The 12,444-nt window shown below is 55.1% G+C and carries 8 protein-coding genes; 4 read left to right on the top strand and 4 right to left on the bottom strand.

Annotated elements, in window-relative coordinates:
- Positions 1 to 14: 14 nt before the first annotated feature.
- Together ABJ205_RS08030 and lgt are read right to left on the bottom strand one after the other, a co-directional pair.
- Positions 15 to 2,189: an SAM-dependent methyltransferase gene (locus ABJ205_RS08030; protein WP_348159845.1), complete on the bottom strand. Its 2,175-nt coding sequence runs from the start codon at positions 2,187 to 2,189 to the stop codon at positions 15 to 17.
- Positions 2,093 to 3,031, bottom strand: coding sequence for a prolipoprotein diacylglyceryl transferase (gene lgt / locus ABJ205_RS08035; protein WP_348159847.1), 939 nt, complete (start codon positions 3,029 to 3,031; stop codon positions 2,093 to 2,095). The genes ABJ205_RS08030 and lgt overlap by 97 nt, the downstream gene beginning before the upstream one ends.
- Positions 3,032 to 3,267: 236 nt before the next feature.
- On the opposite strand from lgt, the gene ABJ205_RS08040 reads away from it, so the two are divergent.
- From ABJ205_RS08040 to ABJ205_RS08050, 3 genes are all read left to right on the top strand, one after another.
- Positions 3,268 to 4,986 carry a class I adenylate-forming enzyme family protein gene (locus ABJ205_RS08040; RefSeq protein ID WP_348159849.1) on the top strand — a complete coding sequence of 573 codons (1,719 nt, stop codon included), beginning with the start codon at positions 3,268 to 3,270 and terminating at the stop codon, positions 4,984 to 4,986.
- Between the two features lie 33 nt (positions 4,987 to 5,019).
- Positions 5,020 to 7,794: a [protein-PII] uridylyltransferase gene (locus ABJ205_RS08045; RefSeq protein WP_348159851.1), complete on the top strand. Its 2,775-nt coding sequence runs from the start codon at positions 5,020 to 5,022 to the stop codon at positions 7,792 to 7,794.
- A 134-nt stretch (positions 7,795 to 7,928) separates the two neighbouring features.
- Entirely contained in the window at positions 7,929 to 10,652 is a 2,724-nt protein-coding gene (locus ABJ205_RS08050) for a TonB-dependent receptor (RefSeq protein WP_348159853.1), read from the top strand.
- A 74-nt stretch (positions 10,653 to 10,726) separates the two neighbouring features.
- Here the strand turns inward: ABJ205_RS08050 and ABJ205_RS08055 are convergent, their stop codons facing one another.
- The gene (locus ABJ205_RS08055; protein ID WP_348159855.1) at positions 10,727 to 11,182 is read right to left on the bottom strand and encodes a hypothetical protein; all 456 of its coding nucleotides are present in this window, start codon (positions 11,180 to 11,182) and stop codon (positions 10,727 to 10,729) included.
- A gap of 10 nt (positions 11,183 to 11,192) precedes the next feature.
- Positions 11,193 to 11,870, bottom strand: a complete 678-nt coding sequence (locus ABJ205_RS08060; RefSeq protein WP_348159857.1) for a YggS family pyridoxal phosphate-dependent enzyme — start codon at positions 11,868 to 11,870, stop codon at positions 11,193 to 11,195.
- 23 nt (positions 11,871 to 11,893) lie between these two features.
- Between ABJ205_RS08060 and ABJ205_RS08065 the strand changes: the two genes are divergently transcribed.
- Complete coding sequence (locus tag ABJ205_RS08065; protein ID WP_348159859.1) at positions 11,894 to 12,430, top strand: thiamine phosphate synthase; 537 nt, start codon at positions 11,894 to 11,896, stop codon at positions 12,428 to 12,430.
- The last annotated feature ends 14 nt before the right edge of the window (positions 12,431 to 12,444 follow it).

Below are 12,444 nucleotides of genomic sequence, written 5' to 3' on the forward strand. Positions count from 1 at the left end.
GGGGAAAGTTATGGCTAATCAAAACCAACGCCATCAGGCCAGCGACGCCCGCAAACCCCCAACACCTTAAACAACAATCCCATCTGACCATCATCGACCAAGCGGTCATATTGCCGTTTGATCTTATCGGCTTCGCTAGGATTCTGCCGTTGGAGCGCTTCCATGCGCACATCGATGCCCATTTGCCTGAGCCATTCGCCTTGCATTTGAACACCCATGACATCTGCGCCTTTGGCGCTCGACACGTCTTTGAGCATTTCAAAATCGACATGTGCAGTAAGATCAGCTTGCCCCGGATAGTCAAACACATCGACCTTTTCGTGCGATTTTAGGGCCTGAAGCGTTGATCCAGAGCGCGCCTCAAACGGGCCGTAATCGATTATGAGTGCGGCGCCGCCCTGATCTTTAAGGCGCGTCGCGATCTCGCTCATCAAGGTTGAGCCCGCAGCGCTTGTCTCAATCATGGTGCCCTGGCTTGCACTTTTCCAACCTTTGGGGACGATTGCATCCATTGGCTTATCGCCGGCCACAAAAACAAAGTCATCGCCATCAAGGCCGACCATGCGTTCGTGCCAACCATTTGCGGATCGGATAAGTTGATGGACCGGCAGAGCGTCGAAAAATTCGTTGCCGACAATCAGCAGCGGTGCGTCATCAGGCAGAGTGGACATGTCATCGTGGTGGATGACGTGCGGGAAAGCCTCCTTCTGAATTTTGCGAAGCGCGGGCGATGTTTCGACAAAGTGCACAACAGGGACAAGATCATATCGCGCCGCAGTGCGAAGCGCGTCTTTCGAAAGGGTCGCGCGCCCAGGACCAAGCTCGACATAGTGGATGTGCTTGCGCGCGCCCATTTTGACCCAAAGGTCGGCAAACCAAAGGCCGATAAGTTCGCCAAACATTTGACTGACTTCAGGAGCGGTGATGAAATCACCCTCTTCTCCCAGAGGGTCGCGGCTCGTGTAATAGCGCGCGTTGCTTTCGGCCATGTAGTGCGCGAGGCTGATCGGGCCTGTTTCACGGATAAGCCGGCGGAACGTTTGGCCTAAATTCTTGGCCCTTTCAGCCGCCTCGGCAATCTTTGTAGCCTCTGCCTTTTTGCGGGCTTTCTCCTCCGCAAGCGCTTTCTTCTTGGCTTCGGATTCGGCCTTTTTCTTGGCCGCCGCTTCCGCCTTCGCTTGGCGCTCGGCCTCTTGCTTCGCTTTACGCTCAGCTTCCTCTTTGGCTTTCTTCTCAGCCGCCAGCCGCGCTTTCTCTTCGGCTTCGCGCTTTTTCTTCGCCTCAGCTTCAGCCTTGGCTTTGGCCGCTGCCTTGGCTTTTGCCCTTCTCTCAGCCTCTAGCTTCGCTTGTTTTTCGGCTTCGCGTTTGGCTTTCGCTTCTGCTGCGGCTTTCGCCTTGGCCTCTGCTTCCTCTTTCGCCTTACGAGCGGCCTCTGCTTTGGCTTTCTTTTCGGCTTCCGCTTTTGCCTTGGCCTCTGCCTCGCGCTTGGCCTTCGCCTCTGCTTCGGCCTTCTTCTTGGCCTCAGCCTTCGCTTTGGCTTCAGCCTCTTTGCGCGCTTTTTCCGCAGCCGCTGCTTTGGCGCGCGCTTCTTCTTCGGCTTTTGCCTTTTGCGCGGCTTCTTTTTGAGCTTTGCGCTCTGCTTCTGCGAGCGCCTTTTCTTCGGCTTCTTGCTTGGCTTTCGCCTCTGCAATTTCACGGGCCTTAGCCTGCGCAGCTTCTTTTGCCTTGCGCTCTTTCTCTGCCCTCGCCTTGGCTTCGGCTTCTTCTTGAGCCTTTTGTGCGGCCTGCGCTTTGGCTTCTGCCTCTTGGTGGCGCTTTTGCGCGGCCTCTTCACGAGCTTTCGCCTCACTCGCAGCTTTGGCAGCGAGCGCCGCCTCCTCTGCAATGCGGTCGTCTTCTTCCTCTTTGAGCGCTTTTGCCTTAGCGGCCGCTTCATCGGTTGAAGCATCCGCCAAATCTGGCTTTGTTTTTGGCGCAGGTTTGTCGGGAACGACAGGCGCCTTGGTCAAGACGTCGGTTACCGTGCCGTCTGGTTCGATCAAGCGGAGGGTCGCTGCACGTGCGGTGCGCAGCGTGATAACCCCGAAACCGTCTAAGTCGCCGGGTTCGCTCCCGAGCCGACGGGTGGCCGGGTCGACGCGTAAATCACGACAATCAATCCAGTTAGTATCATGGGAATGCTTAGCCATTGACCCATTGATAACCCGGTTTGTGTGACCAAGTCAGCCAATTGTTCGTCAGGTTGACGGAAAAATTCGTTGAAAAACCGCGCGCACCCCATTCCAAAGGTGAAAACACCCACCAAAAGGCCGGGGCGGAACCGCGCCCGCGTTTTCCAGAAGAGCAGCATTAGCACGACAAGCAAAAGCAGGCCTTCGAGCCCAGCTTGATAAAGCTGGCTTGGGTGACGCGCGATTTCGCCAGCGCGTGCATCGGGGAAAACCATGGCCCACGGCACGTCGCTTGCCCGTCCCCAAAGCTCGCCATTATTGAAATTGGCAAGGCGGCCAAGCAGCATACCCATCGGGATACTGACGACGACGTAGTCAAAAACGCGCAGGAAGTTCAATTTGTCGCGCCACGTCACCCAAGCGATTGCCGCCAGAACGCCAAGCACGCCCCCGTGGAAGCTCATCCCGCCATCCCACATACGCAGCAGCTTCCAACTGACCATTCCTTCGCCCGAAAAATCGGTGAACGCGGAAGGAATGCCGGTGTCGCCGCCGGTGTAAAACGCTGCATATCCGAGCCGCCCACCGAGAATAACACCAAGCGTGCAATAGAAAAACAGATCATCCGCATGCCGCTGAGCCATTGGTGCGCCGGGCGTCTTGAGCGCTTTTGACGTATGCCAATAGGCGAAGATCACACCGATCAGATAGGCGAGTGAATAAAAGCGTAGCTGAAAAGAGCCGATTTCGAACAAATAAGGGCGCATACCCAGATCGGACCAATAGACCGGATCAACTGCGGCGCTGCCAACAGCGGCAACAAGGTTAAGAACGCTGCTTGCAGCAATTAGTGACAACACGAAGGGGACCTCATAAAGCTGTGCGCGTGCCGACCACACCGCACTATGTTTCAGGCGCTTTTGGCACACCGCGTGCCTCTACGCAAAGGGCTTTGACAAGTGCCTCGTAGTCGACCGTGGTCGAAAATCGTAGCATTTGGGCGAAATGGCCTATTGCTAGATCACCCCAAGACCGACAAATAGATTGGCAAGAAGAACGTTCCAAGAATCGGAGCGCAATAAGGAGAGTAATTCGCATGGCCACAGAGCTGGACAATGCACTTGAGGCAATCATCGCAGAGCTGACCAAAGAAGGTCATCCATTTCATACCACGCCATTGATGCGTGATGGCACTGCGATTCCCGAATTCACAACCGCTCCTGCGTCCTTGGCGCATTATTTTGCGCACTTTTGCAACGAGCATAAAGATGTCCTTTTCATCGTGGATGGCGATCTTCGACTGACATTTGGCGAAATCTATCAGGCCGCCGTTTGTGTGACGGAAAGCCTCGTGCACGATCACGGTGTTGAAGTCGGCGACCGCATCGGCATTGCTGCGCGCAACTCCGCCAATTGGATGATTGCATATATGGGCATCGCCATGGCTGGTGGCTGCGTGACCTTGCTCAATGGCTTTTGGTCAGGCGATGAGCTCGCTTATGGTATTCGCCTCGCAGAGTGTAAGATCGTGCTTGCCGATGCAGGCCGGGCAAAACGGCTTGAGGGTACCGATCATTCCTCCAGACTGGTGATGATGGATCACAATGCCCCGCACGAAGGCCTTGCCAATGTTTGGAGAGCTCCAGCGAGCTTTGAAGCCTCTGCCGCGATGGCGATGCTGGGTAAGCTTGGTCCTGATGACCTTGCAACGATCCTTTACACTTCGGGTTCAACCGGAAATTCCAAGGGGGCCTATTCTGACCACCGTGGCGTGATTTCTGGCATCATGAATTATGTCGGCCAAAGCGCGATGGCCAAAGTCCTGATGGAGAGCAAAGGCGTGGACATGAGCGCGCAGCCATGTGCTCTGGTCGCTGTTCCCTTATTCCATGTAACCGGCGCAATCCCGCTGTTCCTTCAATCCTATGCGATTGGGCGCAAGCTCGTGCTTATGCCCAAATGGGATGCACTGAATGCGATCAAACTCATGCATGAAGAGAAGGTCACATACTTCGTTGGCGTTCCGCTGATGAGTTATGAAATCGCCATGCATCCTGAACTTAAGGATTATGACCTTTCCGCCTGTAAGAGCTTTGCCGCAGGGGGCGCGCCGCGCCCTGTTGAGCACGTGACACGCATCAAAGAGGCTCTGCCCGGCGGCTTCCCGCTTCTTGGTTATGGCCTTACCGAAACCAATGCGGTGGGCTGCGGTAACTTCAACGAAAACTACATCGCCAAACCCAATTCCACCGGCAAGGCGTCAAAACCCTTGGTTGATCTTGCGATCCTTGACGATGATGGAAACCCCGTGGCGCAGGGCGGCGTGGGCGAGGTTTGCATCCGCTCCGTTGCCAACTTCCGTGGCTATTGGCGCAATGAAGAGGCAACCAAAGACGCCTTTACCGACGACCAATATTTCCGCACTGGCGACCTCGGCTATCTTGATGAAGACGGCTATCTTTATATCGTTGACCGTAAGAAAGACATCATCATCCGCGGCGGTGAGAACATCACCTGCATTGAGGTTGAAGACGCGATCTATGCGCATAGCGACATTGCAGAATGCTCTGTATTCGGCCTGCCGGACGAGCGTATGGGCGAAGTTCCAGCGGCAGTGTTCAACGTGAAAGATGGCCGCGATCCAATGACAGGCGCGCAGCTTCGCGAATTCCTGCTTTCCAACATTGCCCCCTTCAAGGTTCCGCTCGAAGAGCATATCTGGGTGGTCAATGACCCGCTTCCACGCCTTGGCACGCAGAAGATCGACAAAAAATCCCTGCGCGCGCACTATACCGAACAAGTCACCGCTGCTTGATAATTTTACCCAGCTTGATGTGAAAGGGATACAATGACCGACTGGTCCAAACCCAGCCGCCGTGTCCCCCATCAACGCGCGATCATCAATCGCCGTGCGATTACGGGCCTCGTCGATAATTTGGTTGACGAACACGGCGATGCGGCCAGATCACATGTCCTTGGCGAGCTCAAATCTGCGTTGGAGGCTGGGCATGCCGAGCTTGAAAAGCGCCTCAAAGACAAACCGTCTGCGGGCCACGAGATCACGCTTGGCTATGCGTTTCTTACCGATCAATTGATCCGTGTAATCTACGATTATGTGGTCGTACACGTCTTTCCGGTCGCCAATCGCACAACAGCCGAACGTCTCGCCGTACTGGCAGTGGGCGGATACGGCCGGGCAGAGATGGCGCCCCATTCCGACGTCGACATTGCCTTTATCACGCCAATGAAGCGCTCGCCTTGGTGCGAGCAGGTGATCGAGGCGATGCTCTATCTATTTTGGGATATGGGCCTGAAAGTCGGTCACTCCAGCCGCACGATTGGCGATACCATGCGGATGGCGAAGGAAGACCTGACGATCCGCACAGCATTGCTTGAATCGCGCCTGATCTGGGGCGATCAAGACATTTACGAGGAGCTTCGCCAGCGTTTCTGGGGCGATGTGGTTCGCGGGAACGGGCAACAATTCCACAGCGAAAAACTGGCCGAACGCAATGCCCGTCACAAACGCATGGGCGACAGCCGCTATGTGGTGGAGCCCAACGTCAAAGAGGGCAAAGGTGGTCTTCGTGACCTTCAAACACTCTATTGGATTGGCAAGTTTATGCACCGTGTCGACAGCGCATCGGAGCTGGTCGATGTAGGGCTGTTCACAAAAAGCGAATACAGCAGCTTCCGAAAGGCCGAGGGTTTTTTGCTCGCCGTCCGCTGCCATATGCATTCGATTACAGGTCGCGCTGAAGATCGCCTGACCTTTGATCTTCAACGTCAAGTCGCAGAGGCCATGAATTTTGCCGAACGGACCGGGAAGAGCTCGGTCGAGCGCTTCATGCAATATTACTTCATTCAAGCGAAACGTGTCGGCCACTTGACCGGTGTGTTCTTGTCTCAATTGGATGCAAAGCATGCGAAGAAGCGTGTTTCAAAAGGGTTCTTTGCTGGTTGGTCGTCTAAACCGCGAATGCACAAAGGGTACAGCGTCGAAGCCGGCAAGATCAAAGCGCCCAGCGACCGCTGGTTTATCGACGATCCGGTGCGCTTGATTGAGATATTCAAGATCGCTGAAGAGCAAGGGGTGGAAATTCACCCAGAAACCATGCGGCAGGCAAACCGCGATGCGAAGCTGATCGATAAGGGCGTGAAATCTGACAAGCGGGTCAATGCGCTGTTCCTTGATGTGCTGTGTGGCCGCAAAGATCCGGAAAGTGCGCTGCGGTGGATGAATGAGGCGGGCGTCTTTGGCCGTTTCGTGCCGGACTTTGGCCGCGTTAATGCGCAGATGCAATTCGACATGTACCACCACTATACTGTGGATGAGCATACCATCCGCGCGATCGGTCTTCTTAGCCAGATCGAGCGCGGCCTTCTAAAGGCCGATCACCCGCGCGCAACCGAACAGATCCACAAAATCAGCTCACGCCGCGCGCTTTATGTGGCGGTCTTACTGCACGACATCGGCAAAGGACGCGGCGGAGACCATTCCGTGATCGGCGCGGATATTGCGCACAAGCTGTGCCCACGCTTTGGCCTTGACCAGAAAGAGACCGATCTGGTTTCTTGGCTTATCCTACAACATTTGTTGATGAGTTCGACCGCGCAAAAGCGGGACATTACCGATCCCAAGACGATTGAAGATTTTGTCGCGGAGGTGAAATCGGTCGAACGCCTTCGCAACCTCTCTATCCTGACCTGTGTTGACATTCGGGCGGTGGGTCCAGGCACTTGGAATAGCTGGAAAGGCCAACTTCTGGGCGAGCTTTACGATGCCGCTCAAGAACGGCTTCGCCTTGGTCACAAACGCAGTGGCCGCGAACACCGTGTCGCGGCGCGCAAAGCCGCAGTTTGTGAGATACTCGGCGAAAAAGCTTATCTCACACAGGAAGTCGGCGAATTATTGACGGACGCTTATTGGATTGCCGAACCTGAAGACATCATCGCCAAAAACCTTATTCAATATGAGGAAGCCCGCAGGCTCGAAGAGCAGCTCTCCATCCATTGCGAGGTTTATGAAGAACGCGGTGCCACTTTGGTCAGCGTTATTGCTGGCGATCATCCGGGACTGTTCTATCGTATTGCGGGCGGCATCCATTTGGCAGGCGCCAACATCATTGATGCACGCATTCACACCGCGACTAATGGCTATGCCATCGATAATTTCCTTGTGCAGGACTTGAACAACGGGCCATTTGGAGAAGCAAGCCAGATCGACAGGCTCAAGAAAGGCATCCACGATGCCTTATTTGCGCAAGTTGAGCTTGTTCCCAAACTGGCCGCACGTCCGCTTTCTCATTCGCGGGCTAAGGCATTTGCGGTCGCCCCAACGGTCAACTTCGACAATAAAGCTTCAAACCGTTTCACGGTAATCGAAGTCACCGCACGGGACAGGCCAGCACTGCTCAATCGATTGGCCCATGCCCTGTTCACCTGCAACCTCATCGTCCATTCCGCTCATATCATTGCCTATGGCGAAAGCGCAGCGGACACGTTTTATGTGACGGATCTAACCGGCTCAAAAGTGATCTTGCCTCAACGTTTGGCCGAAATCGAAGCGGTCTTGCTAGAAGCTTCGAGCGATGAGCGCCAGATGGAACTCGAACAAGCATAGGCAAATGCCCTGCACCAAGGCCAATTTTGTTACAATTCGTCAGATTAGGGCTGTTTTTCGTCGAAGAGGGGTTGTAAGGCGCGCAGCCCCCTCAAATGGGTTTCGCAAACAGAACCTAAATCGGAGAGAAATTTATGCGTTCCTTCACCTCGTTGCGCGCGTTGGCACTTTTGGGTGCCGGTATGATGCTGGCCCCCCAAACCGCCCATGCTCAAGATAGTGATGTTGATACCGCCGCCTCTGAAAACGAAGGCAACACCATCCTCGTGACCGGATCGCGCATTCGTCGCCAGTCACAAGCTGACCTTGCATCGCCTTTGGCAACAATCGGAAGTGAGAGCATTTCCGATATCGGCGCGCAAAATATCGGTGATGTTACGCAAACCTTGACGATCAACACCGGCGCGCAAAACAACCCTGACGCGTTTACCCAAGGTGGTACGACCGGCACATCGAACATCAACCTGCGCGGTCTTGGTGTTGCCTCGACCCTGATCCTGTTGAATGGCAAGCGTCAAACGCTTTCCGCCGCGCCAACCAATGACGGTATTAACTTCGTCGACACCGCCTCGCTGGTTCCGCTGATCGCAATTGATCGGGTCGAAATCCTCAAGGACGGCGCATCTTCGCTGTATGGTTCGGACGCTGTTGCAGGCGTGGTGAACTTCATTACGCGTGAAAATTACGAAGGCTTTACCGTGTCGGGTGAATTCACCGAGCACACAAGCGAAGGTGATTATTCCGAATACAACATTCAGGCACTTGCTGGTGTAGAGCTTGGCGGAGTCAACTTGATGGCCGCGGTCAGCTATGTTGACCGTTCACCTCTGACCACTGCTGAGCGCCGCCTATCAGTGCCCAGTGACGACACCTCAATCCTTGGTAATCCAGGCGCATTCATCGGTGTGACCGGAGCGCCTGCCGGAGCGCCGACGTTTGACCCGGGTTGTGCCGACGCAGGCGGAACACCTCTTCCGGCAAGCGCGGCTGCTGCCCCTCTTCTACCAGCCGGCATTGGTTTTTGCGGGTTTGACTTTGGTGAGTTCTTCAATCTCGTTCCTGAAGAAGAGCGTTTGACCGTATTTGTATCGGCCGATGCCGATCTGACGGATTCGATCCGCTGGTCTGCTGAAATCGGTTACGCTGATAACGAGGCAACCCGTGGCAACTCACCTACCTTCCCATTCCTCCAACTGGGTCAGGCTGTTGTTCCTTCGTTCAACCCGAATAACATCTTCGCTGAAGACGTGGTCTTCTTAGGCCGGGCAAGCGGCACCGGCGGTGATGTTTCGCCGCAATTTACCGAAAGCGAAACTTTCCGTTTCTCGACTGAAATTGAAGGTGAATTCGATGGGTTCCTGGCAAACGGCCTGTGGAACGTAAACTTCACTTATGCCGAAAACAATTTCACCACCATGACCGAAGACACAGTGCGTGATCGTTTCGCCTGTGCTCTACGCGGCTTTAACGCAGTCCCAGCATTCAACGATGCAACCGGGCTCGATTGTTCTGCACAAAACCCATTCCTGACTGCAAATCAGGCGGTGATTCCGGCTGACGGGACATTCTTCAACCCCTTCGCAACCGCGCTTGCTGGCGGCACTAATGCCAACGCAGCATTGCTCGATTATGTTACGGAATTCTCAACCGCAGATCGTGGTTCTGAGCTGTTCGTAGGCGAAGCGTTTGTGTCAGGCGAACTGTTCGATCTTCCGGCGGGCCCACTTGGCGTTGCTCTAGGCGTGCAATACCGCGATCAGAGCATCGACGCACAATTCGACGCCATCACAGCATCGGACGGCTTTGCCTTCCTGATCGGTGAACAGCCCTTCAGTGGTTCGCAAAGCGTCTATGCTGTTTTCGGCGAGGTGAACGCACCTCTTACCGATTGGGTCGATCTCCAGCTTGCCATTCGTTACGAAGATTACGGCACTGATGGGGGCGATACGCTTGATCCTAAGATCGCCGTCCTGGCACGTCCTACGGATTGGGTGTCACTGCGCGGGTCGTTTTCGACCTCATTCCGCGCACCTTCGACCTTCCAACTGCAAGGCCAGTCAACCACGCTTCAGCAGGTTTCAGACCCGAACAATGCGGGCGGCAACGTCTTCGCAGCGGTTCGCGCTGGCGGTAACCCGCTTCTGACACCGGAAACATCGACCGCGTACAACTTTGGTTTTACTCTTGAACCAGTGGACGGTCTGGAAATCACAGCTGACTACTACAACTTCGAGTTTGACGACGCGATCGTGCAAACCGCAGCGCAAGAATTGGTGAACGCGGACCCAGACGGCCCGAACATCATTCGTAGCCCTGCTGGCACGATCATTCAGGTCAACAATGGCTATGTGAATGCGGCGAGCGTTGAGACTTCGGGTGTCGACTTCTTAGTGCGTTACCGGGCGGACGTTGGTGCCTTCACCATCACCCCAAGCTTCGAGGGTAACTACGTTATCGACTACAACCTGCAAACGTCGGTGAATGGTCCGGAGATTGATGGCGCAGGCAACCGTAACTTCACCAACTTTGGTGCACCAACGCCTGAATTGCGCTTCAACGCCGGCGTCCAAGTCGCTGCTGGCGCGCATGCTTTCAACGTCTTTGGCCGTTACATCGACAGCTATACCGATGACCAAAACTTAGGCGCAGACATTGACAGCGACTTCCGCGTCGATGCGCAATATTCGCTCGATCTGGCTGAAGCGCTTGAATTGAACAATCAGCTGCAATTGACGGCTGGTGTGCGCAACCTCTTTGGTGTGACCGCACCGCGCGTTGCGACCAATGGCGGCTTTGACAGCCGGGTCCACGACCCGCGCGGCACGCTTGTGACCGTCGGTATTGTGGCTGGCATCTAAGCCTTTGGCGCTGAAACAAAGATGGGCGCTTCCGGAGACGGAGGCGCCCTTTTTGTTGCATAAAGAATGAGGCCTTAGCGTTCTGCGAGGAGCAAAAGAGCAGTTGTTTCGTGGTCAAACCCGACGAAACCCCATTCGGTTGCCGCGCTTGCGATGGGATTCCAAAGACCATCATATCTGTTTGAGACAAGGGTCAGAGCCGGCGCCTCAAACAGGTCAAGAAACTCTTTTGCACATGCCTCTCCCTCTTGATGGGACAGCCAAGGCCGGCTTGGGTTCACTAAATCCTCGGTAAGTGCTTTCACAAGCTCGCCCAAGCCCGAGCGCACCTCACCTTGAGGCGCGCCTGCGTCGAGAAGCTGCCAATTAAAGCCAATGGTTTTGAAGCCCAGAGCTTCTACAAACTGATCCGCGATCTGGCAGTGGTTCCCCGTTTCGGCGGCGCAAGGCCCATAGGCGAAATGGACAAGCGCCCCGCTTTCCAGGACTGGCCGCCAACGTTCAATAAAAGCTCTTGCCTTCTCGCTCATCCTAGCTTGCTCATTCACGAGCACCAAAAAGAGCCGTGCCTACGCGCACATGGCTTGCGCCCAATTGCACCGCGGTTTCGTAATCGCTGCTCATCCCCATGGAGAGACCTGCTACGCCGTTGTCTTTTGCAAGTTTGGCCAGAAACGCAAAGAACGGCGCGGGCTCTGTTCCCGAAGGCGGCAAACACATCAGGCCCGCAAGCGGAATGTCAGCCTCTCGCACTTTGGCGAGAAGTTCCGGTAGCTCAGCAATCGGACAGCCGCCTTTTTGCTCTTCATCGCCAATATTGACCTGCACAAAGCAAGGCACGCGCCGTCCCGCCTTGTCCATCGCTTTCGCAAGCTCTTTCAAAAGGCTCGGCCGATCAAGTGAATGGATGACGTCGAACAATTCGACTGCTTCTTCGGCCTTATTGGATTGAAGTTGCCCGATCAGGTGAAGCTGGGCATCGGGATATTCGTCACGCAGCTTGGGCCATTTGCTTTGGGCTTCCTGCACGCGGTTTTCACCAAAGATGCGCTGTCCAGCCTCCAGCAGCGGAATGATCCGTTCAGCCGGATGGGTTTTGCTGACGGCGATTAGCGTCACATCCTCCGCCTTGCGCCGCGATGGCTTACACATGCGGGCAATGTTTGCGCGGACTTCCCCTAAACGTTCCAGGGCGTGTTTATCGGATGCACTTTCCATGCTGCATCCGCTATAGCGGTGCTGTGCGAAACTCAATCTCTCTTCCCAAAATTTGGGCCATCTCCGATGCGCGCAATGATGCGCTGCTTGAAAAGACATTGGCCCGCCTTCCTCGGGAAAGCGGATTTATCTACCGGCACTACCATTTGGATGATCCGCACCGCTGGCAGCGCTTTCGCGCGCTCCGCCGTATCGCCAAAGCGCATGATCACACCGTCATACTCTCCGACAGCGCACTTACAGCCAAGGAGTGGGGAGCAGATGGCATCTATGGTGCCCCGCGCGCGCTATATCCTAAGCGCGAAGGCCTATTGCATCTTGCGGCCGTGCATAATTTGGAAGAGATTGGCCTTGCCAATAGGCTCGGCGCTGATGCGGTGCTTCTCTCACCAGTTTTCGTCACAAATTCTCACCCCGGCGGTCAGACACTTGGGGCCGCTCGCTTTCATCTATTGGCTCAGCATTCATGCGTCCCGGTGATTGCCCTTGGTGGTATGAACGCCAACAGGGCCCGCACATTAAGAACGGATCGCTGGGCTGCGATTGATGGGTTGAGTTAAATGGCCGCTAATGA

The sequence above is a fragment of the Erythrobacter sp. genome (genome assembly GCF_039988855.1).
In the GTDB taxonomy this organism is placed as follows: domain Bacteria; phylum Pseudomonadota; class Alphaproteobacteria; order Sphingomonadales; family Sphingomonadaceae; genus Erythrobacter.

What these genes read in the sequence shown, in the direction of transcription:
- ABJ205_RS08030 (WP_348159845.1), bottom strand. Translation starts at nt 2,189, where the DNA reads ATGGCTAAGCATTCCCATGATACTAACTGGATTGATTGTCGTGATTTA.
- ABJ205_RS08040 (WP_348159849.1), top strand. Translation starts at nt 3,268, where the DNA reads ATGGCCACAGAGCTGGACAATGCACTTGAGGCAATCATCGCAGAGCTG.
- ABJ205_RS08045 (WP_348159851.1), top strand. Translation starts at nt 5,020, where the DNA reads ATGACCGACTGGTCCAAACCCAGCCGCCGTGTCCCCCATCAACGCGCG.
- ABJ205_RS08050 (WP_348159853.1), top strand. Translation starts at nt 7,929, where the DNA reads ATGCGTTCCTTCACCTCGTTGCGCGCGTTGGCACTTTTGGGTGCCGGT.
- ABJ205_RS08055 (WP_348159855.1), bottom strand. Translation starts at nt 11,182, where the DNA reads ATGAGCGAGAAGGCAAGAGCTTTTATTGAACGTTGGCGGCCAGTCCTG.
- ABJ205_RS08060 (WP_348159857.1), bottom strand. Translation starts at nt 11,870, where the DNA reads ATGGAAAGTGCATCCGATAAACACGCCCTGGAACGTTTAGGGGAAGTC.